At 64.4% G+C, this 22,488-nt stretch carries 17 protein-coding genes; 13 read left to right on the forward strand and 4 right to left on the reverse strand.

Annotation, left to right across the window (positions count from 1 at the left end):
• Window positions 1-55 precede the first annotated feature (55 nt).
• The 3 genes from N551_RS0121440 (at window position 56) to glyS (ending at window position 3,451) form a co-directional block, all read left to right on the forward strand.
• On the forward strand, window positions 56-247 hold the full coding sequence (locus N551_RS0121440) for a hypothetical protein (protein WP_007607173.1): 192 nt from the start codon (window positions 56-58) through the stop codon (window positions 245-247).
• A gap of 169 nt (window positions 248-416) precedes the next feature.
• The gene (locus N551_RS0121445) at window positions 417-1,352 is read left to right on the forward strand and encodes a glycine--tRNA ligase subunit alpha (RefSeq protein WP_027568615.1); all 936 of its coding nucleotides are present in this window, start codon (window positions 417-419) and stop codon (window positions 1,350-1,352) included.
• Window positions 1,352-3,451, forward strand: a complete 2,100-nt coding sequence (gene glyS, locus N551_RS0121450) for a glycine--tRNA ligase subunit beta (protein ID WP_027568616.1) — start codon at window positions 1,352-1,354, stop codon at window positions 3,449-3,451. Before N551_RS0121445 ends, glyS begins: the two co-directional genes overlap by 1 nt.
• 267 nt (window positions 3,452-3,718) lie before the next feature.
• Here glyS and N551_RS0121455 read toward each other — a convergent pair whose 3' ends face one another.
• A complete protein-coding gene (locus N551_RS0121455) occupies window positions 3,719-4,072 on the reverse strand; it encodes a DUF1236 domain-containing protein (protein ID WP_027568617.1) in 354 nt (117 codons plus the stop codon).
• Window positions 4,073-4,292: 220 nt separating this feature from the next.
• Between N551_RS0121455 and N551_RS37325 the strand changes: the two genes are divergently transcribed.
• From N551_RS37325 to N551_RS0121470, 3 genes are all read left to right on the forward strand, one after another.
• Complete coding sequence (locus N551_RS37325) at window positions 4,293-4,448, forward strand: DUF3096 domain-containing protein (RefSeq protein ID WP_007594951.1); 156 nt, start codon at window positions 4,293-4,295, stop codon at window positions 4,446-4,448.
• Window positions 4,449-4,544: 96 nt separating this feature from the next.
• A complete protein-coding gene (ppdK, locus tag N551_RS0121465) occupies window positions 4,545-7,523 on the forward strand; it encodes a pyruvate, phosphate dikinase (protein ID WP_027568618.1) in 2,979 nt (992 codons plus the stop codon).
• Window positions 7,524-8,002: 479 nt separating this feature from the next.
• Entirely contained in the window at window positions 8,003-9,457 is a 1,455-nt protein-coding gene (locus N551_RS0121470; RefSeq protein WP_027568619.1) for a cell wall hydrolase, read from the forward strand.
• Between the two features lie 156 nt (window positions 9,458-9,613).
• Here N551_RS0121470 and nadC read toward each other — a convergent pair whose 3' ends face one another.
• Genes nadC through nadA form a run of 3 tightly spaced genes read right to left on the reverse strand, consistent with a single transcriptional unit; the run spans window position 9,614 to window position 13,221 of the window.
• A complete protein-coding gene (gene nadC, locus N551_RS0121480; protein WP_027568620.1) occupies window positions 9,614-10,492 on the reverse strand; it encodes a carboxylating nicotinate-nucleotide diphosphorylase in 879 nt (292 codons plus the stop codon).
• A gap of 11 nt (window positions 10,493-10,503) precedes the next feature.
• On the reverse strand, window positions 10,504-12,105 hold the full coding sequence (locus N551_RS0121485; RefSeq protein ID WP_027568621.1) for an L-aspartate oxidase: 1,602 nt from the start codon (window positions 12,103-12,105) through the stop codon (window positions 10,504-10,506).
• Between the two features lie 9 nt (window positions 12,106-12,114).
• The gene (gene nadA / locus N551_RS0121490) at window positions 12,115-13,221 is read right to left on the reverse strand and encodes a quinolinate synthase NadA (protein WP_027568622.1); all 1,107 of its coding nucleotides are present in this window, start codon (window positions 13,219-13,221) and stop codon (window positions 12,115-12,117) included.
• Window positions 13,222-13,551: 330 nt separating this feature from the next.
• Between nadA and N551_RS0121495 the strand changes: the two genes are divergently transcribed.
• The 7 genes from N551_RS0121495 to N551_RS36150 all read left to right on the forward strand — a co-directional run.
• Complete coding sequence (locus tag N551_RS0121495) at window positions 13,552-14,805, forward strand: MFS transporter (RefSeq protein WP_027568623.1); 1,254 nt, start codon at window positions 13,552-13,554, stop codon at window positions 14,803-14,805.
• A 40-nt stretch (window positions 14,806-14,845) separates the two neighbouring features.
• Window positions 14,846-15,832, forward strand: coding sequence for an MDR family oxidoreductase (locus N551_RS0121500; RefSeq protein WP_027568624.1), 987 nt, complete (start codon window positions 14,846-14,848; stop codon window positions 15,830-15,832).
• A gap of 112 nt (window positions 15,833-15,944) precedes the next feature.
• A complete protein-coding gene (locus N551_RS0121505) occupies window positions 15,945-16,544 on the forward strand; it encodes a hypothetical protein (protein ID WP_027568625.1) in 600 nt (199 codons plus the stop codon).
• Between the two features lie 162 nt (window positions 16,545-16,706).
• The gene (locus N551_RS0121510; RefSeq protein ID WP_027568626.1) at window positions 16,707-16,958 is read left to right on the forward strand and encodes a hypothetical protein; all 252 of its coding nucleotides are present in this window, start codon (window positions 16,707-16,709) and stop codon (window positions 16,956-16,958) included.
• A gap of 207 nt (window positions 16,959-17,165) precedes the next feature.
• A complete protein-coding gene (locus tag N551_RS0121515; RefSeq protein ID WP_027568627.1) occupies window positions 17,166-18,899 on the forward strand; it encodes a methyl-accepting chemotaxis protein in 1,734 nt (577 codons plus the stop codon).
• A 329-nt stretch (window positions 18,900-19,228) separates the two neighbouring features.
• Complete coding sequence (locus N551_RS0121520; protein ID WP_245287838.1) at window positions 19,229-21,385, forward strand: methyl-accepting chemotaxis protein; 2,157 nt, start codon at window positions 19,229-19,231, stop codon at window positions 21,383-21,385.
• Between the two features lie 280 nt (window positions 21,386-21,665).
• On the forward strand, window positions 21,666-22,488 hold an 823-nt coding region (locus tag N551_RS36150), incomplete at its 3' end, for a HAMP domain-containing protein (RefSeq protein ID WP_035961731.1).

Below are 22,488 nucleotides of genomic sequence, written 5' to 3' on the forward strand. Positions count from 1 at the left end.
CCGGTCTGCGCAAGAATGCGCGTGGGGGCTGAGCATTGTGAACAAGGAACGACCGATGCCGCCGTTCGTCGCATTCGCGGGCGTCCTGGGCGGGCTTGCCGTGGTCCGCTGGGCCTACAAGACCGCTGTCAGGATCAACCAGGAGCTGGAGGAGATGCGCCTCTCGCGCGTCGCCGAGGCCGCCCATAGGGGGGCCGTCCAGACGCTAAAACAGGATCCCGTGACCGGAGCCTATCGCCCGGGTTAGCTGCTGCGCTCGTCATGGCCGGGCTTGTCCCGGCCATCCACGCCTTACCGACGCACGAAGAACGTGGATGCCCGGGCATGACGGGATTGGCCCCCTTTGCCTTGATTCCCACCCCTGCCGTCGATACGGTCCCGCGCGATTCAACCCCCCGCGAGAGCCCGATCTGACGATGGACGCCTCCTTGCCCGCCCATATGCGCCCGGAACGCTCGTTCCAGGGCTTCATCCTCGCGCTCCAGCGGTTCTGGGCCGAGCAGGGCTGCGTGATCCTGCAGCCCTACGACATGGAAATGGGTGCGGGTACCTTCCATCCGGCGACCACGCTGCGCGCACTCGGGCCAAAGCCCTGGAATGCGGCCTATGTGCAGCCCTCGCGCCGGCCCAAGGACGGCCGCTACGGCGAGAATCCGAACCGGATGCAGCACTACTACCAGTTCCAGGTGATCATGAAGCCGTCGCCACCGAACCTTCAGGAGCTGTATCTGAAGTCGCTCGCCGCGATCGGCATCGATTCCGCCGTGCACGACATTCGCTTCGTCGAGGACGACTGGGAGAGCCCGACGCTGGGTGCCTGGGGCCTCGGCTGGGAGTGCTGGTGCGACGGCATGGAAGTCAGCCAATTCACCTATTTCCAGCAGGTTGCGGGTGTCGAATGCGCGCCGGTCGCGGGCGAGCTCACCTACGGGCTCGAGCGCCTCGCCATGTATGTGCAGGGCGTCGATCGCGTCTACGACCTCAACTTCAACGGCCGCGACGGTGACGCCAAGGTCACCTATGGCGATGTCTTCCTCCAGGCCGAGCGGGAATATTCGAAGCACAATTTTGAGATCGCCGACACCGCGATGCTGTTCGAGCAGTTCAAGATGGCCGAAGCGGCTTGCAGGAAATATCTCGAGGCCGGTTGGAAAGATGGCAAGCGCGAGGCGCATTTGATGTCGCTGCCGGCCTATGACCAATGCATCAAGGCGAGCCACGTGTTCAACCTGCTCGACGCGCGCGGCGTGATCTCGGTGACGGAGCGGCAGAGCTACATTCTTCGCGTGCGCGAATTGGCAAAGGCTTGCGGCGAGGCCTGGATACATACTGAAGCGGGCGGAGCGGCCTGATGCCCGATCTTTTGCTTGAACTTTTCTCCGAAGAAATCCCCGCGCGCATGCAGGCCAAGGCGGCCGACGATCTGCGCCGCATGGTCACCGACAAGCTCGTCGCCGAAGGTCTCGTCTACGAGGGCGCGAAGGCGTTCGCGACGCCGCGCCGCCTTGCGCTCACCGTGCACGGCATCCCTGCGCGCCAGCCTGACCTGAAGACCGAACGCCGTGGACCGAAGATCGGCGCGGCCGATGCGGCCGTGCAGGGTTTTCTGAAAGCGACCGGTTTGACGTCTCTGGATGACGCCAAGATCCAGCGCGATCCGAAGGGCGACTTCTACATCGCGCTGATCGAGAAGCCCGGCCGCGACGCGATCGACGTGCTCGCGGAAATCCTTCCCGTAATCATCCGCACCTTCCCCTGGCCGAAATCGATGCGCTGGGGTGCGCGCTCCGGCAAGCCGGGCTCGCTGAGCTGGGTGCGTCCGCTGCACGCGATCACCGCGACGTTCGGGCTCGAAACCGAAGAGCCCGATGTCGTCAAATTCTCGGTGGACGGTATCGAGGCCGGCCAGACCACCTACGGCCATCGTTTCATGGCACCTAGCGCGATTTCCGTGCGCCGCTTCGAGGATTACGAAGCGAAGCTGAAGGCTGCCAAGGTCATCCTCGATCCGCAGGCGCGCAAGGACATCATCTTTGCCGACGCCAAGGAGCTGACGTTCGCCCAAGGGTTCGAACTGGTCGAGGACCAGGTGCTGCTCGATGAGGTTTCGGGCCTGGTCGAATGGCCCGTCGTCATGATGGGATCGTTCGAAGCGGAATATCTCGCGATCCCCGAAGAGGTGATCCGCGCCACCATCCGCAACAACCAGAAGTGCTTCGTCGTCAGGGATTCCAAGACGGGCAAGCTGACCAACAAGTTCGTCCTCACGGCGAACATCGAGGCGGCCGACGGCGGCAAGACCATCGTCGCCGGCAACGAGCGCGTGATCCGTCCGCGCCTGTCGGATGCGAAGTTCTTCTATGAGACGGACCTGAAGACGAAGCTCGAGGATCGCCTGCCGAAGTTCGAGCAGATCGTGTTTCACGAGAAGCTCGGCACCCAGGCTGAACGCATCAAGCGCATCGAGCGTCTCGCCGCCGAGATCGCGCCGCTGGTCGGCGCCGATGTCGCAAAGGCCACGCGGGCCGCGCATCTGGCGAAGGCGGATTTGCTGACCGAAGTCGTCGGCGAATTCCCCGAGGTGCAGGGCCTGATGGGCAAGTACTACGCGCTGGCCCAGGGCGAGGATGCCTCGGTCGCCGCCGCTTGCGAGGAGCACTACAAGCCGCAGGGGCCTGCGGATCGCGTGCCGACCGATCCGGTCAGCGTCGCAGTGGCGCTCGCGGACAAGCTCGATACGCTAGTGGGCTTCTGGGCAATCGACGAGAAGCCGACGGGAAGCAAGGACCCGTATGCGCTGCGTCGTGCGGCGCTGGGCGTGATCAGGCTGATCACCGAGAACGGACTACGTCTGTCGCTAATGAAGATGGCGGCATCCGCACTCGCCGCCTTGTCCTTGAAGCCTGCCGATGCGCAGAAGCTTCCGAGCGACCTGCTCGCCTTCTTCGCAGATCGCCTGAAAGTTCAGCTCCGCGAGCAGGGCGCGCGGCACGATCTCGTCGACGCCGTGTTCGCGCTCGGTGGCCAGGATGACCTTCTGATGATCGTTCGCCGCGTCGAGGCGCTCGGCAAATTCCTCGAGTCCGAGGACGGCAAGAATTTGCTCGCCGGCATCAAGCGCGCCAGCAATATCCTCGGCATCGAGGAGAAGAAGGACAAGCGCACGTTCGACGGGGCGCCGGATGCCGCGCTCTACGGTCTCGGCGAGGAGAAGGCGCTGGCCAAGGCGATCGGCGAGGTGACGGCGGAGGCAAGTGCTGCTGTCGCGAAGGAAGACTTCGCGGCCGCAATGAGTGCGATGGCCAAGCTACGTCCGCCGGTCGATGCATTCTTCGAAAAGGTTCGCGTCAACGACGAGGATGCGAAGGTGCGTGAGAATCGCCTGAAGCTGCTCAACGAGATCCGCAGCGCCACGCGTGCGGTGGCGGATTTCTCGAAGATCCAGGATTGAGCGCGGTTTGGGCGCAATGAACACCGTCATGCCCGGGCTTGTCCCGGGCATTCACGTCCTTCTTCTCGTGGAGACGCGTGGATGGCCGGGACAAGCCCGGCCTTGACGACGGAGTTGGTGGCCGCATTACCGTGCGCGAAGAGTGTCCACACAAAAAAGCCCCGCCCGGCGGGGGGAGGACCGGGCGGGGCCTGATGTCCGACTATACTGCTCGCGTCAGCCTGATTGATGTGACGCGCCGGACACCTAGTTGATCCCGTGAAAGTGCTAGTCCATCACCTCGACGATGCGTCGCGAGCGCGGCTCGACCAGCACGGTCTCGCCGTTCACGACGGTGTAGCGATAGGTGGTGGCGCCGAAACGTTGCGGCACGTCATAATAGGTGACGCCGCTTTCAGGTAAGGTGGCACCGACCACCACGCGATCCGGGATGCGGAAAGCCGGCACGCGTTGTTCAACGACATAGTCGCGGAAAGCCGGCCGCTGCTCGACGGCAATGGTCGGGCCGCTGTCGACGACGACGGGCGCGCGTCCCACTGTGACGCCGCTTTGCGCCTGCGCCGCAAGGGGCGAGCCGATCGCGGCCGCGAGCGCTGCAAGAGCAAGAATCCTGTTCCGCATGGGCAACTCCTTCGAGAAGGTTTTCGGAAGCGCCAATGGCGCGACCGGTTGCCAATGCACGCGTCTCCGCGATGTTCCGGAAAACGCACGCCGCATTCGCGGCATTTTCGGGCTGTTTTCGCGAGCCGGGAACTCGCGCGCGCCCAGTGCGTCTCTACCCGCGGAACCCAGTCCGCTATGATCCCGCCGCGATTCGCCCCACCCCACGGAAAGAAAATTCATGCACATCACCGTCGCCCATATCTCGCCGATCCTGTCGCTGCTTGCGGGTGTGCTCATCCTGATCATGCCGCGCCTCCTGAACCTGATCGTCGCGATTTTTCTCATCATAAATGGTGCGATCGGGCTCGGATTGTTGAAGTGGCTCCATCTCTAGGCCTTCATTCTACGGAACTCTTCGACTTGCGCGGACCTGCCCAAAGTGGTGTAAGGCCCGCAATTACCCATTCCTCTCGCAGGTTGTGTGCAAGCTATGGCCAAAGCCGCCTCGAAAACTCCAGCGAAAATGCCAGCGAAATCAAAGTCCTCCGCCAAGGCGAAAGCCGCGCCGGCGGCCCGCAAGGCACTTGCCAAGCGCGCCCCGAAGCCCGTGGCCAAAGCCGCTGTTAAGCCGCTGGCCAAGCCGGCTGTGAAGCCTGCCGCCAAGTCGGTTTCCAAGTCGGTTTCCAAGGCTGTTGCAAAGGCACCGACGAAACCGGTTGCGCCGAAGGTTGCCGTGAAGCCGGCACCAAGCAAGGCTGCTTCAAGCAAGGCCGCGCCTGTTGCGGCCAAGGCCGGCAAGTGGGTGTTCACGTTCGGCGACGGCAAGGCCGAGGGCAAAGCGGAGATGCGCGACCTGCTCGGCGGCAAGGGCGCCAACCTCGCCGAGATGGCCAATCTCGGCCTGCCGGTGCCTCCGGGCTTCACCATCCCAACCTCGGTCTGCACCTATTTCTACGCGCACGACAAATCCTACCCCAAGGAACTGCGGTCGCAGGTTGAGAAGGCGCTCGATCATGTCGGCAAGTTGACCGGCAAGATCTTCGGCGATTCCAGGAACCCGCTGCTCGTCTCCGTGCGTTCCGGCGGCCGCGCCTCGATGCCGGGCATGATGGACACCGTGCTCAATCTCGGCCTCAACGACGAAACCGTGGAAGCGCTCTCGGAACTGTCGGGCGATCGCCGCTTCGCCTATGACAGCTATCGCCGCTTCATCACCATGTATTCGGACGTGGTGCTCGGCTTCGAGCATCATCATTTCGAGGAAATCCTCGACACCTTCAAGGACAGCCAGGGCTACACGCTCGACACGGATCTCACCGCCGACGACTGGGTCGATCTGGTCGGCAAGTACAAGGACGCGGTCGCTCGCGAAACCGGCAAGGATTTTCCGCAGGATCCGCACGACCAGCTCTGGGGCGCGATTGGCGCCGTGTTTTCATCCTGGATGAACGCCCGAGCGGTGACCTACCGCAGGCTGCACGACATTCCGGAATCCTGGGGCACCGCGGTCAACGTGCAGGCCATGGTGTTCGGCAACATGGGCGAGACCTCGGCGACCGGCGTTGCCTTCACGCGCAATCCCTCGACCGGCGAGAGCAAGCTCTACGGCGAGTTCCTGATCAACGCGCAAGGCGAGGACGTGGTCGCCGGCATCCGCACGCCGCAGGACATCACCGAGGAAGCGCGGAAGGACTCGGGCTCCGACAAGGCGTCGATGGAATCGGCGATGCCGGAGGCCTTCAAGGAGCTGACGCGGATCTACACGCTGCTCGAGAAGCACTACCGCGACATGCAGGACATGGAGTTCACGGTCGAGCAGGGCAAGCTTTGGATGCTGCAGACCCGCGGCGGCAAGCGCACCGCGAAAGCGGCGCTCCGCATCGCGGTCGAGCTCGCCAATGAAGGCCTGATCACCAAGAAGGAAGCGGTGACGCGGATCGACCCGGCCTCGCTCGATCAGCTGCTGCATCCGACCATCGACCCCAACGCCAAGCGCGACGTGATCGCGACCGGCCTGCCGGCCTCGCCGGGTGCGGCCTCCGGCGAGATCGTGTTCTCCTCGGACGAAGCGGCCAAGCTTCAGGCCGACGGACGCAAGGTGATTCTGGTCCGGATCGAGACCAGCCCCGAAGACATCCACGGCATGCACGCCGCCGAAGGCATCTTGACCACCCGCGGCGGCATGACCTCGCACGCTGCGGTGGTCGCGCGCGGCATGGGCAAGCCCTGCGTCTCCGGCTGCGGCACCATCCGGGTCGATTACGGCCGCGGCACCATGAGCATCGGCTCGCGCACCTTCAAGACCGGCGACGTTATCACTATCGACGGCTCGCTCGGCCAGGTGCTTGCCGGCCGCATGCCGATGATCGAGCCCGAGCTGTCCGGCGAGTTCGGCACGCTGATGAAATGGGCCGACCAGGTCCGCAAGATCGGCGTGCGCGTCAACGCGGACACGCCGGAAGACGCGCACACCGCGATCAAGTTCGGCGCGGAAGGCATCGGTCTCTGCCGTACCGAGCACATGTTCTTCGAGGAGACGCGCATCCGCACGGTGCGCGAGATGATCCTCTCCGAGGACGAGCAGTCGCGCCGCGCTGCGCTGGCAAAGCTGCTGCCGATGCAGCGCGCCGACTTCGTCGAGCTGTTCGAGATCATGAAGGGCCTGCCCGTCACGATTCGTTTGCTTGATCCGCCGCTGCACGAGTTCCTGCCGCACACCCATGCCGAGGTCGAGGAAGTGGCCCGCGCCATGAACACCGACCCGCGGCGCCTGGCCGACCGCGCGCGCGAGCTTTCGGAGTTCAATCCGATGCTCGGCTTCCGCGGCTGCCGTATCGCGATCGCCTATCCCGAGATCGCCGAAATGCAGGCGCGTGCGATCTTCGAAGCAGCGGTCGAGGCCGAGAAGCGCACCGGCAAGGCCGTCGGCCTCGAGGTGATGGTGCCGCTGATCGCCACCAAGATGGAGCTCGACCTCGTCAAGGCGCGCATCGATTCCACCGCGAAGGCGGTGATGCGCGACACCAACACCAAGCTGACTTATCAGGTCGGCACAATGATCGAGCTGCCGCGCGCCTGCCTGCTCGCGGCCGAGATCGCGGAGAGCGCCGAGTTCTTCTCGTTCGGCACCAACGACCTCACGCAAACGACGTACGGCATCAGCCGTGACGATGCCGCGAGCTTCCTCGGCACCTATGTGTCCAAGGGCATCCTGCCGATCGATCCCTTCGTCGCGCTCGACCAGGAAGGCGTCGGCGAGCTCGTCAAGATCGGCGTCGCACGCGGTCGTAAGACGCGCGCCTCGCTCAAGGTCGGCATCTGCGGCGAGCACGGCGGCGATCCCGCCTCCGTCGCCTTCTGCCATGCGATCGGCCTCGACTACGTCTCCTGCTCGCCCTACCGCGTCCCGATCGCCCGCCTCGCGGCCGCGCAAGCCGCGCTCGGCAAGGCGGTGGCGAGCCAGGCATAAGCGGAGCGGCGACTTGAAATATTGAGAGCGAAAGAGGCGGGGCAAAACCCCGCCTCTTTTCATTTTGAGGCTCGACTGCTTCCACATCGTCATTGCGAGCGCAGCGAAGCAACCCAGCATCTTTCCGCGGCAGCAGTCTGGATTGCTTCGTCGCGAGAGCTCCTCGCATTGACGAGCTTGAGGCGCGTGCGTGTGAGCACATCGCAGTAGCGGGAACTCAGCGTGCGTCCCGTATGCGACGTGCGCGCAAGAGTTCCTTCACCATTCGCGTTGACCAATTGTTTACCTCGCCGCGTGAGGGCGCATTTACCAAGGTGCATCATCACCCCGCGAAAACACCTGCGATTGCTTGCGTGTGCCGCATGCGCAACGCCGATTAACGCCCCGGCAACCTAAATTAGATACTCACGATAAAGATCGAATTGCACGGATGTACTGCGGCTCGATTTTTCTAGCGTAAGCGTAGCGTGAGCGTATCGATGTTTTTGTTGCGTAACCATCCGAAGGGCGCGCGGTTCGCGTCCTTCGGCATCGGTCTCTGCATCTTCGCATTGATGCCGAGAGAGACCGGCTATCAGGACATTGCCTCGCTGCTGGCGCGCCAACCCGGCGTCGCGGAGCGTTGGCAGAAGCAGGTGTTCTCTGCTGCGTCCTCCATACAGCTGGCCACTTACCGTTTTTCCCGGCCGATCGGCACTTCGGCGCCGCAGAGCGCGATGGTTCGCCTCGCGAGCCTCGACGGCCGTGACGTCACCGGCGCGATCAGCCGCAATCCGGCGCTTCAGGCGCCGCCGCGCTATCAGGCCGCCGATTTTCCCAAGGTCGATCGCTCCATGAAGGGTGATCGCCTCGCAACGGTCACACCGACGCAGGCTCCCGAAGCGGGCGCGCCAACGGCAGCGCCGACGCAGGAAGATCCCGCGACGTCGAACAGCTCGGTGTTCGGCGCCAAAACCGTCGCGCTGCCACAGGCGATGTCGCCGGAGTCCGCGGCCGCGCTCGATCCCGAACTCGCGGAAGCGCTGCGCGCGCCGCCGCTGCCGCAATACACCAATGCACCACAAGCCAGTGATGCTGCGCGCTCGCTCGCGCTCCAGCCGCTCGAAGCGCTGAAGCAGGCCACCATACCGGCCGCACCGCCGCGCGATCCATTCCGCGTTAAGACCTCGAACCTGTTCTTCGGGAGCTCCTCGCTCGGCGGCAACGTCGAGAGCATCGAGAGCTGGCAACCGGGTGCGGAGCCGCTGATCGTGATGCCCGACCCCGACATGAAGGTGACGGCCTCGCTGTCGCCGCCGTCGGAGGAAATTGCGAAGGATATCGAAAGCGGCGAGAGCGTCGCGCCGAAGGGTGAGGTCAACATCGACAACCAGCGCGCCAGATCGCCGGCCGAACGGCTCGCGCTCGACGACAAGTCGCGCGCGAAGTCCGAAAAATGCCTTGCGGAAGCCGTCTATTTCGAGTCCCGCGGCGAGGCCGTGCGCGGCCAGATGGCGGTTGCGCAGGTGGTGATGAACCGCGTGTTCTCCGGCAAATATCCGGACACAGTGTGCGGCGCCGTCTATCAGAACAAGCACCGCCATCTCGCCTGCCAGTTCACCTTCGCCTGCGACAACAATGCCGACGTGATCCGCGAGCCCGAGATGTGGGAGCGTGCGAAAAAGATTTCGAAGGCCATGCTCGACGGCCAGATCTGGCTGCCCGAGGTCGGCAAGTCCACGCACTACCACGCCTATTGGGTTCGCCCGTCCTGGGTGGCCGAGATGAAGAAGATGTACAAGACCGGCGTCCACACCTTCTATCGCCCACGCGCCTGGGGCGACGGCAGCGAGGAACCGAGCTGGGGGACGCCTGCGCAGACCGCCGCGCTCTCCGCCGAGCTCACCCAGGAAGCCAAGAGCTCCGCCGAGATGGGCGCGACCGAGCGAAGGTAGCTGTTCACAAGAATTCGTCATGCCCGGGCTTGTCCCGCCTGCGCGGCCGAAGCCACTTCGGCGAGGCGAAGGCCCGGGCATCCACGTTGTTTGCACAGAGTTGCAAGGCGTGGATGGCCGGGACAAGCCCGGCCATGATGGAGAGGGAACCCCGCATCACGCCTCGATATCCAGTGCGCAGTCGAAATTCGGCGCCGAATGCGTCAGCGCACCGGCTGAGGCGTAGTCGACGCCGGTCGCCGCGATGGCTGCGATCGAGTCCAGGGTGACACCGCCGGATGCCTCCAATTCGAGGCGTCCCTCGTTGATCCCAACGGCTTCGCGCAACGTCGCAATGTCCATGTTGTCGAGCAGCACAGCGTCGGCAAGGCCGGTGTCGAGCACCTCGCGCAACTGCGGCAGCGTGTCGACCTCGATCTCGATCTTGACGAGGTGGCCGGCATGGGCGCGGGCGCGCTCCAGCACGGGGCGGATGCCGCCGGCGACCGCGATGTGGTTGTCCTTGATCAGGATCGCGTCGTCGAGCCCGAAGCGGTGATTGAAGCCGCCGCCGCAACGTACCGCGTATTTCTCCAACGCGCGTAATCCCGGCGTGGTTTTTCGCGTGCAGCAGATCCGCATCCGGGTACCCTCGGTGCGCGCAACATAGTCCGCCGTGAGCGTCGCAACGCCTGACAGGCGGCCGACGAAATTCAGCGCGGTCCGCTCCGCCGTGAGGAAGGCGCGTGCCGGCCCCGAGATCGTCAGCACCTGCTGCCCGCGGGCGACGCGCGCGGCGTCGCGAACATGTGCGCGTATCTCGATGTCGGGCGAGAGTTTTTGCAACGTGGCGAGGGCCAGCGGCAAGCCGGCGATCACGCCGGACTGCCGTGCGACCAGGATCGCTTGCGCCTTCGTTGCCTCGGGGATCGTCGCAAGCGCGGTGATGTCGCCGGCGCGGCCGAGATCCTCATCGAGCGCGCGGAGCACGGCCTCGTCGATCGCGAGCGGGGAGAGAAAGGCGTCGGGATAGAGCAGAGAGGTTGAGGTGATCATGGCAGACTCCGTCAGGCGATCATGGGTTGCGCGGTGCGCGGTGTCGGGCGTTCGGTCAGGCCATCTGCGATCTCGCGCACTGCTGCGAGCGTCGTCATTGTGCGTTGCGCGAGTGCGGGAACGTCCGCGGAATGGTCGGAGCGGAAATGCGCGCCGCGGCTCTCGCACCGGTTCCAGGCCGACGCCGCCACGAGCAGGGCTGCCGTTGCCATGTTGCGCACCGCGATGCTCGTGGCCTCGCGTTCGAGCGTGGTGAAGCTGCGAACCGCGTCCGCAAGCCCGTCACCATCGCGGATCACGCCGACATGCGCGCTCATCAGCGTCCGCAGCCGCTTCACGGCCGCAGCATCCGGCGCGCCGCCCCGCGGCGTCGCCACGTCCGAAAGGTGGGCGGGCGAGGGAATCGCGCGGCCGGCGATGTCGTCGGCGATGCGCGCGGCGTAGACCACGGCCTCCAGCAGAGAATTCGAGGCGAGGCGATTGGCGCCATGCGCGCCGGTGGACGACACTTCGCCGCCGGCCCAGAGCCCTTCGATCGAGCTGCGTCCGCGATGGTCGACCGCGATGCCGCCCATGTGATAGTGCGCCGCCGGTGCGATCGGGATGACCTGCGTGGCGGGATCGATGCCGGCGGCGATGCAGCTTGCATGAACGGTCGGGAATCTGTCGGCAAAACGTGCGCCCAGCGCTTGCCGCGCATCGAGGAAGGCGCCGCGCCCGGCCGAGATCTCCGCGAACACGCCGCGGGCCACGATGTCGCGCGGTGCAAGCTCGGCGAGCGGATGAAGCGCCGCCATGAAACGCTCGCCACGGCCGTTGATTAGTGTCGCGCCTTCGCCGCGCAGCGCTTCCGTGGCGAGCGGCGCGGGATCGCGGTCGACCATGATGGCGGTCGGGTGAAACTGCACGAACTCGGAATCCGCGATGACCGCGCCTGCGCGTGCAGCAATCGCAAGGCCGGATCCGCTAGCCTCGCGCGGATTGGTGGTGACGGCATAGAGATGGCCGATGCCACCCGTGGCCAGCACCACCGTCCGCGCGGCGAGCAGGACCGGCCGTGCGGCGAAATTGTCGGCTTCGCGCAACTGAAGGCCGGTGACGGCGCCGTCCTCGGTCAACAGCGCCTCGGCAACGAAACCTTCGATCAGTCGGATCGACGGCGTGCGCCGCACGGCATCGCTCAGCGCCGCGATGATGGCGGCGCCCGCGCCATCGCCACGCACATGCACGATGCGGCGCGCCGAATGTGCGGCTTCGCGCCCGACTGCGAGCCTGCCTTCGAGATCGCGGTCGAACGGCACGCCATAGGCGAGAAGGTCGTGAATCCGCGGTGCGGCCTCGCGCGCGATCCCGAGAGCGACAGCTTCGTCGACGATGCCGCCGCCAACTGCAACCGTGTCCGCGGCGTGCGCTTCCGGCGTATCGCCTTCAGCCATTGCCGCGGCGATGCCGCCTTGCGCCCATGCGGACGACGCGCCCTGTCCGAGCGGCGCGGCCGAGATCAATGTCACGGGCCGCGGCGCGAGCTTGAGCGCGCAGAACAATCCGGCAAGGCCGCCGCCGACGATGATGACGTCGTCGGAGCGGTGGAGCGTGTTGATGTTGTTTGTCATGGCTTTTTCTCAGTTCTTTAAATTGATCATCCGCTCGACCGAGCGCCTTGCGCGGTCCGCAAGTGCGGGATCGATCGTCACTTCCTCGCGAAGCGTCAGCAGGCTCTCCAGAATGTTGGCGAGCGTGATGCGCTTCATGTGCGGGCAGATATTGCAGGGACGCAGCATCTCGACATCGGGCAGCTCGGCGCGGACATTGTCGGCCATCGAGCATTCCGTGATCATCACCAGCCGCCGCGGCCGCCGCTCACGCACCCAGTTGATCATGTGCGCGGTCGAGCCCGTGAAATCGGCCTCGGCCAGCACGTCCGGCGGGCATTCGGGATGGGCGATGATCTGCACGGAGGGATCGGCCTCGCGGTAGCTGCGCAGCTCGGCGCCAGTGAAACGCTCGTGCACCTCGCAGGCGCCCTTCCAGGCAATGATCTTCACGTCGGTCTTCGAGGCCACGTAGGTGGCGAGATAGCGGTCGGGCAGGAAGATCACGCTGGGCGCGCCGAGGCTCTCGACCACCTGGACCGCGTTCGACGAGGTGCAGCAGATATCGACCTCGGCCTTCACCTCCGCGGAGGTGTTGACATAGGCAACGACAGGCACGCCGGGAAATTTGTCACGGAGCAGGCGGACGTCGGCGCCGGTGATGCTGGCAGCGAGCGAGCAGCCGGCGCGCGTGTCAGGAATCAGCACCGTCTTGTCCGGATTGAGCAGTTTCGACGTCTCCGCCATGAAGTGCACGCCGCACTGGACGATGATGCCGGCCTTCACCCTGGTGGCTTCGACCGCGAGCTGGAGCGAATCACCGCCGATGTCGGCGACGCAGTGGAAGATCTCCGGCGCCTGGTAATTGTGCGCGAGGATCACCGCGTCCCGGGCCTGCTTCAGCTCGTTGATCGCCTTGATCGTCGGGGCCATCAGCGGCCATTCGATCGGCGGGATGACGTGTTTCACGCGCTCGTAAAGCGGCGCGGTGGCTCGCTCGACCTCCGGCGTCCATTCCAGCGAAGGCATCGGCAGCGGAGGTCCGGTTCGCGCCTGCTCGGCCCGTGCCGGGGTGATGACGTGGCCCTGCGGCCGGTTCGCAAAGTCGTCGGGGCCGTAAATTCCAGTTAGCGGCATCGAAGCCTCCGGTGCATGTTTTTTATACTCATTATGAGCATATATAGAGCCTGAGAAATCCGGCCGATAGGCCGGGGATCCATTCGATATGCTCGATCTGAGCAAATAGTAAATAGCACGTCATGTTGGGAGCCGCCAGATCTCACCGCACACATTTCCGTCAGGTCGGGCGCCCGGCGCGTCGGACGAGGCCGCGAGGAAATGCAATGCTCCCGCGCCAGCTCTTCTCGGAATGCAATCGTTTTTGACTTGGGGTTTTCATGCAGATGCATTAAACGAGCTCGCTCGCGGCTGCCATTTGCGAAACCGCGACGACGCACGAGGAACAGCATGTCGACACAGATGGGTGAGCTAGGTTCGGTCTCCCGTTCCTCCTCCTGGCGCACGCCGGCGATCATCATTCTCTGCGGCTGCGCGATCGGGATGCTCGGCTTCGGCCCGCGCTCGGCGCTGGGCTTCTTCGTGCAGCCGATGAGTCATGAATATGCCTGGGGCCGCGACGTGTTCGGCCTCGCGATTGCCTTTCAGAATTTGCTGTGGGGACTGGGCCAACCCGTCGCCGGTGCGGTCGCCGATCGCTTCGGCCTGTTCCGGGTGATGTGCGTCGGCGCTCTGCTCTATGCCGGCGGCTTGCTCCTGATGCGCTATTCCTCGACGCCGCTGTCCCTCAACATCGGTGCTGGCGTCATGGTCGGCTTCGGTCTCGCCGGCTGCTCGTTCAATCTGGTGCTGTCGGCCTTTACCAAGCTCTTGCCGGCCGAGAAGCGCGGCCTTGCGCTCGGCGCCGGCACTGCGGCGGGATCGTTCGGGCAATTCCTGTTCGCGCCGATCGGTGTGGCCCTGATCGACAATTTCGGCTGGCAGCAGGCGCTCACCGTGTTCGGCTTCCTGATGCTGCTGATCATCCCGCTGGCACTGGCGCTCTCGACGCCGCCGGTCGCAAGCACCGCAAACGCGCCGCCTGCCGACCAGCAGACCTTCACCAAAGCGCTCGCGGAAGCCTTCGGCCATCGCTCCTACGTGCTGCTGGTGCTCGGCTTCTTCACCTGCGGCTTCCAGCTTGCCTTCATCACGGTGCATCTGCCGGCCTTTCTGGTCGACAGCGGCATCTCCACGCAAATCGGCGGCTGGGTGATCGCCGCGATCGGCCTGTTCAACATCATGGGATCGCTGAGCGTCGGCTATCTCCAGAACAGCCTGCCCAAGCGCTACATCCTCTCGACCATTTATTTCACGCGCGCGCTTGCGACGCTTGCCTTCATCTCGTTCCCGATCACGCCGTTCTCGGCGATTGCGTTCGGCGCGGTCTCCGGCCTGACCTGGCTGTCGACCGTCCCGCCGACCTCGGCGCTGGTCGCGATCATGTTCGGCACGCGCTGGTTCGCCACCCTCTATGGCTTCGCCTTCGTCAGCCATCAGGTCGGCGGCTTCCTGGGCGTCTGGCTCGGCGGCATCGTGTTCGAGCGGTTCGGTTCCTACACGCCGATCTGGTGGCTCTCGATCCTGTTCGGCGTGCTCTCGGCGCTGATCAATCTTCCGATCGTGGAGAAACCGGTCCAGCGGGCGGTTGCGCAGCCTGCCTGATCGGCTAAACATCCCCTGAAACAAGTCAGGGAGTTTTGCTGTGGCGACGTTCAAGGCGATCCGGATCGACAAGGCGGACAAGGGCACCACCGCGCAGCTCACGCAGTTCGACGAAGCCGAGCTGATGGAGGGCGACGTAACCGTCCGCGTGGAATGGTCGACCTTGAACTACAAGGACGGCCTTGCGCTCACCGGCAAGGCGCCGGTGGTGCGCCGCTTCCCGATGATTGCCGGCATCGATTTCGCCGGCACGGTCGAGCAGTCCTCGCATCCGCAATGGAAGGCGGGCGACAAGGTCGTCTGCACCGGCTGGGGCATGGGCGAGACGCATCTCGGGGCCTATGCCGAGAAGGCGCGGGTGAAAGGCGACTGGCTGGTCGCTCTTCCGCAGGGCCTGTCGGCGCGCGACGCCATGGCGATCGGCACCGCCGGCTTCACCGCGATGCTGTCCGTGCTTGCGCTGGAGAAGCACGGAGTATCTCCGAAGAGCGGTCCGGTCGTGGTGACGGGCGCGGCGGGCGGCGTCGGCTCGGTTGCGACCGCCGTGCTCTCAAAGCTCGGCTATCACGTCATCGCGTCCACCGGCCGTGCGTCCGAAGCGGACTATCTGAAAGAGATCGGCGCGACGGAGGTGATCGACCGCAACGAATTGTCGGCGGCCGCCAAGCCCATTGCGAGGGAGCGCTGGGCGGGTGGCGTCGACAGCGTCGGCTCGACCACGCTCGCAAACCTGCTGTCGATGACGAAGTACGGCGGCGCGATCGCGGCGTGCGGCTTGGCTGCCGGCATGGACCTGCCGTCTTCCGTCGCTCCCTTCATTTTGCGCGGGGTGTGCCTTCTCGGCATCGATTCCGTGATGTGTCCGATCGAGCCGCGGAAAGCCGCCTGGCAGCGCCTGGCGTCCGATCTGGATCGGACAAAACTAGCTGAAATTACTCACGAAATTTCGCTTTCCGACGTTCCGGAGTGGGGCGCGAAAATCCTGGCCGGCCAAGTCCGCGGTCGCACCGTTGTAAAAATTGTCTAACGGCGTTCAGACTTTACCAACCATGCTGCTTCAATGTCGCCATGGTTAGTATGGTAAGCAGCGGGTAAAGAGATAAGGCATAGCCCGCTGCGGGGTTGGTTCGGAGTTGAGCATGCTTGCGCGTATTGTGTTGGGGGCGGTCACGGCGGTAGCGACGCTTGCGCCGGCCATTGCTGGAAGCATGAACGCCGATGAGGCGCGCCGCTTCGTCGCCGGGAAGGTGTTTGCTTTCACCTGCTTTGACGGCACCCGCGGCGCTGGCCGCATCATGGACGACCTCGGCGCCGCCGGCGCCGTGCAGTTCTCGGGTGCAGGTCCGGTGAAACATCTCCGCCTGCCCGGCAACACGCTTCAGATCCGCGGCCAGAACGTCTGCGCCTCCATCAAGGGCATTCCGTTCGAGCCCTGTTTCAACCTTGAAAAGACCGACGATCGCAGTTTCCGCGGCTCGGTATCGGGGATGGGCTTCGCCTATTGCGACTTCCATCATCAGGGCGGCAACCAGATGCTGATGGCGCGCGCCGTGGCGCGGCCGCGCTCGCTGCGCACTTCGGAACACACGGGTTCGGTCGGCACGCCCAACACCGAAGTCGCCGCGCGTGTCGAGACCCCGCGCGTCGAGAGTAGCCGGCTCGAGCCGGTGAAGCCGCAAGTCAAATCGGAGCCCGCCGGGGACGAGGCCCCGCTGGAACTGCGCCGCTCCACCCAGTGAGTTGGTGCGCGGGACAGTCCGCGCACTTTGTCGTTGAGAGCTGCCATCAGACACGAAGCCGCCGCGCCGTAGTCATACAGACGGCGGCTTTCATGCGTTGGTAGCTGTTCGCGCCCCAGTTTGCGTACGGCCGGGGGCGCGGCCCGATAAAAGGGTTCAACGATGTCGCTGTACTTCTTCCGTATCAGCACGGGCCGCTATTCCGGTGCTGCCGACCAGCCATATGAGTTCGAGGACCGCGCCGCGGCCTGGAGCGAGATGACCGAAGTCTGTGCCAATCTGCTCGGCGGCATCTCGCGCAGCCTGAAGCCGAACGCCGAATGGCGCATGGAGCTGCTCGACGAGAACAAGGAGCCGGTGTTCCGGATTAGCCTGATCGGCGAGGGCCAAAAGGCCCTTGGTCGCACTGGCTAGAAATCGGGCATCCTACCGCTGCGTGTGGTTAACCTGTTAAGCGCGCAGACCGTGCCGTTTTTCAAGGGATTTTCCGGTAAGTCCGGTATTTGTCCGGGGGCGATCGTTAACCGGATCACCACACCTGAAGCTCAGTTTTTAGGCAAGGGCGATCAACGCCGAGGGCGGCCGACAATGACTTGGCCGCGCAACCCGGGAAACGCCCTCATGTCGAGACTCATTCAGAATCTGCAAATCGGTACCAAGCTCGCGCTCGCTTCGGCGTTCGGCGTTATTCTCGTCGGCGCCATGATCGCGAGCCAGGTCATGGGCAACAACACCGTGCGTCATTCCAACCAGGCAGCGATTGCGCAGCAGGAATTGGTGCGCGAGGCCACCGAAGCCAAGCTTGGGATACGCGGCTTGCAACTCGCCGTACGGGACATGCGTCTCGCCAACAATCAGGGTGACTTGCAAAAGGCGAGCGAGCTTCTGCTGGAGCGGTCGAAAGCACTGAACGGCGTTGTCGATTCCATGCTCAGGTTGTCGCACGCCCCGGAAAACCGCGCGCGGATGGAGAAGCTCAAGTCTACGTCGGCCGATTACCTGAAGGGCGCGCAGCAGAACGCCTCTGTTCGCAGCGAGGCCATTGCGGTTGCGGCCACGGACCCCGTCCGCGCCGCCAAGATTTCCGAGGAAGGCGCGCGCCAGATCCGCGAGGTGACGCTGCCGCTTGCCACACAGCTGGACAATTTGACCAGCGAGATTGCCGATTTCGCCAAGCACAAGAGCGATGAAGAAATCGCTGCCGCGAGCCAGGAGATGGCCGCGAGCGAGCGTCTCGGCATGGTGGTCGGTGCGTGCGCCGTGCTCGTCCTCATCGGTTCGTGGTTGATGTCCTTCCTGACCATCGCGCGGCCGATCCGCGCGCTCACGGTTGCCATGGACAAGCTCGCTGGTGGTGACTTCTCTGTTGTCCTGCCGGGTCTCGGCCGCAAGGACGAGGTCGGCGGCGTTGCCGGTGCCGTCGAGAAATTCAAGATCGTGTCGGAGCAGAAGGCGCGCGAAGAAGCGGAAGCCAAGATGCGACAGGACCAGGTGGCGGCCGAGCAGCGCAAGGCCGATATGCGCAGGCTTGCCGACAGTTTCGAAGGCGCCGTCGGCGAGATCGTCGATACGGTGTCGTCGGCCGCGACAGAGCTCGAGGCTTCGGCCTCGACGTTGACCTCGACGGCGGAGCGGGCACAGGAGCTGACGATAGTGGTGGCCGCAGCCTCGGAGGAAGCCTCGACCAACGTGCAGTCGGTCGCGTCGGCCACGGAGGAGCTGTCGTCCTCGATCACCGAGATCAGCCGCCAGGTGCAGGAATCGGCGCGGGTCGCGAGCGAGGCGGTTACCCAGGCCCGAACCACGACCGACCGTGTCGGCGAATTGTCCAAGGCGGCGGCGCGCATTGGCGACGTGGTCGAGCTGATCAACACGATCGCCGGCCAGACCAATCTGCTGGCACTCAATGCCACGATCGAGGCGGCACGCGCCGGCGAGGCCGGCCGCGGCTTTGCCGTGGTGGCTTCCGAAGTGAAGGCGCTCGCGGAGCAGACCGCGAAGGCGACCGGCGAAATCGGCCAGCAGATTTCGGGCATCCAGGCGGCGACGCAGGACTCGGTCGCCGCCATCAGCGCCATCAGCAACACCATCGAAAAGCTGTCCGAGATATCGTCCACGATCGCTGCGGCCGTCGAGGAGCAGGGCGCGGCGACGCAGGAGATCTCGCGCAACGTGCAGCAGGCGGCCGAAGGCACTCATCAGGTCTCGTCCAACATCACCGACGTGCAGCGCGGTGCAGGCGAAACCGGCTCGGCATCGTCGCAGGTGCTGGCAGCCGCGCAGTCGCTGTCCGGCGACAGCAACCGCCTCAAGCTTGAGGTCGGCAAGTTCCTCGACACCGTGCGCGCCGCCTAAGAACCTCGTTCCAGACAGTTAGTAGAGACGCCCTGCCTCTCTCAGGCGGGGCGTTTTTGCATCCGATCGTCGCCGCGAACGTCTCGCGCATGCCTTCGGCGAACATCGGCTGCAAAAGCAAACGGCGGCGACCTCCAGCTGAAATTTACAACTTACTCGCGAAATTATCTCTTCCATTTCAATTATTTGGGCTGAAATCTCGGTATTTCTCCGGGCCCTCCCGTTAACCAGAATGCGAAACTCGAGGACTAGATTCTCCGGCAAGGGCGATCAACGTCCATGCAGCCGGCAAGGACTTGGCTGCGTGTTTCCTTTGGGGGAAACTTAGCATGTTGAGCCCTGCTCATCATCAGCAGGTCCGAACTCAGGCCGCCAGCGCGTGGAGTCGGCTTGGAAATGTTCGGATCGGCACGATCTTGCCGATCATCATCTCTGCCCTGGTCTTGCTGGGGTTGGCCTCGGCTGGATTCATCGCCTATGAGGCTATCCTCAAGAGGCGAGAGTCAGAGGCATTCCTGAAGGTCAATGCAGTTGCCCATCTGCTGCTGCGCAGCGCAGGACATTGGGCGATTGAACGCGGGCTGACCAACGCCGTGCTGAAGTCTCCTGATGTCGTCAGCCCCGAGCGCCGTGCCGAAATCGCCAAGGCGCGCGCGACGGCCGACGAGGCCTTTCGCCAAGCCGCCCTCGATATCAGCGCGGTTCCCGAAATGACGGCGGGGCAAAGACAGATTGCGGACGCCGCGGCGAAATTTGAGGCGCTGCGTCTCTTGCGTGAGAAGGCCGATGCGGGAATGTCGCGCCCGCGCGTCGAACGCGAGCCTGACCTCGTAGATGGCTTCGCGCCGACAATTACGGAGGTGATCGACGTCGCGAGCAACCGTTTGCGGCTGACGCTCGAAACGCTCACCAGCCCGCCCGTGGCAAGGCTGGCTCAGCTCATCGGCTTGCGACATCTGACAGCTCAGATGGCCGAGAATGCCGGAAGGGAGCGGGCCCTGCTGGCTGGGGTCGTCGGTGCGCGCGCGAAGCTCGGGATGGAGGGCTATGAGCGCCTTTCGGCGCTGCGAGCCAAGGTCGAACTCGCATGGGACACGGTATTGCCGGTGCGGCTGCGCTCCGACCTCGCCGTGCAGATCGGCGAGGCGATGACGGAGGTCGAGAAGTCCTATTTTGGAGCCTACGGCGAAACGCGGGCAATTGTGCTCGCCGGTGGCGAAGGCGGGGACTACAAGATCACCGGACCCGAATACTTCACGCGGGCCACTGCCGGCATCAATGCGGTGCTGAAGCTCGGTGAAGCCATTGGCGCGGCCGCTGACCGCGAAGCCACGATGCAGGCAGAAGGCAGCACTCGTAATTTCGCTTTCACGGTCGTGTTGCTCTGCGTCTCGGTGATGCTCGCTGGCCTCAGTTTCTGGATCACCTTTGGCCGGATCCTCAAGCCGCTTTCAGCCATTTCGGTTGCGATGGGTGGGCTCGCCAATGGCGACTTCAGGACAGTCGTGCCAGGCACCCGCCGAGGTGACGAGGTCGGCGAGATGGCGCGGACCGTTGAAGTCTTCAAGCAAAACGGCCTCGAAGTCGAACGCATGCGCGGCGATCACGCTGCGGCCGAGCGGCGGGCAGACGAGCAGCGCAAGGCGGATATGCGGAAGCTGGCCGACGGCTTCGAAGCCGCCATCGGGGAGATTGTCCATACCGTGTCCTCGGCAGCGACCGAACTCGAAGCCTCGGCGTCGACGCTCACATCGACCGCGGAGCGCGGGCAGCAGCTCACGACCATGGTTGCTGCGGCCTCCGAGGAGGCGTCGACCAACGTGCAGGCGGTGGCGTCGGCGACCGAGGAGCTATCGTCCTCTATCACCGAGATCAGCAGGCAGGTGCAGGAATCGGCCCGCGTGGCCCACGAAGCTGTCGGCCAGGCGCGCGTCACCACAGAGCGTGTCAGCGAATTGTCCAGGGCGGCGACGCGGATCGGCGACGTGGTCGAGCTGATCAACACCATCGCCGGCCAGACCAATCTGCTGGCACTCAACGCGACGATCGAGGCCGCGCGCGCCGGCGAAGCCGGTCGCGGCTTTGCCGTGGTGGCTTCCGAAGTGAAGGCGCTGGCGGAGCAGACCGCGAAGGCGACCGGCGAAATCGGCCAGCAGATTTCCGGCATTCAGGCGGCGACGCAGGACTCGGTCGCCGCCATCAGCGCCATCAGCAACACCATTGAAAAGCTGTCCGAGATATCGTCCACGATCGCTGCGGCCGTCGAGGAGCAGGGCGCGGCGACACAGGAAATCTCCCGCAACGTGCAGCAGGCGGCGGAAGGCACCCATCAGGTCTCGGCCAACATCACCGACGTGCAGCGCGGGGCGAGCGAGACCGGCTCGGCGTCGTCGCAGGTGCTGGCGGCGGCCCAGTCGCTCTCCGGAGACAGCAACCGCCTTAAGCTCGAGGTCGGCAAGTTCCTCGATACCGTGCGCGCAGCGTGACGCGGCATCGCGCAGTCGCAACCGAATCCGAAATCGGTTGCGTCTGCGGAGCGACCTCGTAGGGGGTGGACGCTAACGCACGCGGACCTCGCAAATTCGCGAAGCATGTTCCGATTGCGCGGGATAGTTGCGGTAATCCGGCAATTCGAGCGGCGCATTCAGTATTTCTACCTAAGCGGCGCCGCTCTCGCGCTTAACGTTAATGGAGGGCTCGTCAGATATCCTTCCCAGCTGCTCACGCGCTTGGTCGCGACAATGCGTATCCCAAGGATATTTTTCGATGATGATCATTCAGAACCTGCGAATTGGCACCAAGCTCGCCATCACCTCGGCGCTGACCCTCGCGCTCGTCGCCGTGATGATCCTCCTCCAGATGAGCGGAGGCGCCGAGGTCCAGAAGTTCGGCGATAGCGCATCGAGACAGCAGGCGATCGCGCTCAATGCCGCGGAAGCGAAATCGTCGGTGCGGGGCATGCAGATCGGCATTCGCGACATCCTGATGTCGAGCTCACCGACCGAGATGCAGAAAGCCGCCAGCTATTTCAATGACCGGCAGACGTCGGCCCTGAAGTTCTCGGGTGAAATGGCAAGGCTTTCGCAATCGCCGGAGAACCACAAGCGTATCGACCGCCTGATCGTGTTGATCGGAAATTTCCAGAAGGGCGAGCAGCAGATCGAGGCGATCCGCAAGCAGGAGCTCGCACTCGAGTCGAAGAAGGACGGCGAAGCGGCGACGCAGTTGGCAAAGCTGACCGCCGAGATCGACCGCATCCGCAAGGAAACGTTGGCGCCGATCAACGCGGAAATATCGGAGCTCGCCGACGAAATCACGAACTTCGCCAAGCACAGGAGTGAGGAGGCGCGCACGGCGGCGGAAGCGCAGGCTGCGTCCGTTGCGCGGACGTCATTGATCGCAGGCGTGCTGGTCGCGCTCGTCCTGATCGGCGCCTGCGTCTTCTCGATCTTCAGTATTGCCCGTCCGATGCGCGCCCTGACTGCCGCAATGGAGAAGCTCGCCGGCGGCGACTTCGCCGTGGTGCTGCCGGGTCTCGGCCGCAAGGACGAGGTCGGCGGCGTTGCCGGTGCCGTCGAGAAATTCAAGA

It is taken from the genome of Bradyrhizobium sp. URHA0013 (assembly GCF_000518345.1).
In the GTDB taxonomy this organism is placed as follows: domain Bacteria; phylum Pseudomonadota; class Alphaproteobacteria; order Rhizobiales; family Xanthobacteraceae; genus Bradyrhizobium.

What these genes read in the sequence shown, in the direction of transcription:
- N551_RS0121515 (WP_027568627.1), top strand. Translation starts at nt 17,166, where the DNA reads ATGTCGAGACTCATTCAGAATCTGCAAATCGGTACCAAGCTCGCGCTC.
- N551_RS0121485 (WP_027568621.1), bottom strand. Translation starts at nt 12,105, where the DNA reads ATGACAAACAACATCAACACGCTCCACCGCTCCGACGACGTCATCATC.
- glyS (WP_027568616.1), top strand. Translation starts at nt 1,352, where the DNA reads ATGCCCGATCTTTTGCTTGAACTTTTCTCCGAAGAAATCCCCGCGCGC.
- N551_RS0121455 (WP_027568617.1), bottom strand. Translation starts at nt 4,072, where the DNA reads ATGCGGAACAGGATTCTTGCTCTTGCAGCGCTCGCGGCCGCGATCGGC.
- N551_RS0121470 (WP_027568619.1), top strand. Translation starts at nt 8,003, where the DNA reads ATGTTTTTGTTGCGTAACCATCCGAAGGGCGCGCGGTTCGCGTCCTTC.
- N551_RS0121510 (WP_027568626.1), top strand. Translation starts at nt 16,707, where the DNA reads ATGTCGCTGTACTTCTTCCGTATCAGCACGGGCCGCTATTCCGGTGCT.
- N551_RS37325 (WP_007594951.1), top strand. Translation starts at nt 4,293, where the DNA reads ATGCACATCACCGTCGCCCATATCTCGCCGATCCTGTCGCTGCTTGCG.
- N551_RS0121445 (WP_027568615.1), top strand. Translation starts at nt 417, where the DNA reads ATGGACGCCTCCTTGCCCGCCCATATGCGCCCGGAACGCTCGTTCCAG.
- nadA (WP_027568622.1), bottom strand. Translation starts at nt 13,221, where the DNA reads ATGCCGCTAACTGGAATTTACGGCCCCGACGACTTTGCGAACCGGCCG.
- N551_RS0121440 (WP_007607173.1), top strand. Translation starts at nt 56, where the DNA reads ATGCCGCCGTTCGTCGCATTCGCGGGCGTCCTGGGCGGGCTTGCCGTG.
- nadC (WP_027568620.1), bottom strand. Translation starts at nt 10,492, where the DNA reads ATGATCACCTCAACCTCTCTGCTCTATCCCGACGCCTTTCTCTCCCCG.
- N551_RS0121495 (WP_027568623.1), top strand. Translation starts at nt 13,552, where the DNA reads ATGTCGACACAGATGGGTGAGCTAGGTTCGGTCTCCCGTTCCTCCTCC.
- N551_RS0121520 (WP_245287838.1), top strand. Translation starts at nt 19,229, where the DNA reads ATGTTGAGCCCTGCTCATCATCAGCAGGTCCGAACTCAGGCCGCCAGC.
- N551_RS0121505 (WP_027568625.1), top strand. Translation starts at nt 15,945, where the DNA reads ATGCTTGCGCGTATTGTGTTGGGGGCGGTCACGGCGGTAGCGACGCTT.
- ppdK (WP_027568618.1), top strand. Translation starts at nt 4,545, where the DNA reads ATGGCCAAAGCCGCCTCGAAAACTCCAGCGAAAATGCCAGCGAAATCA.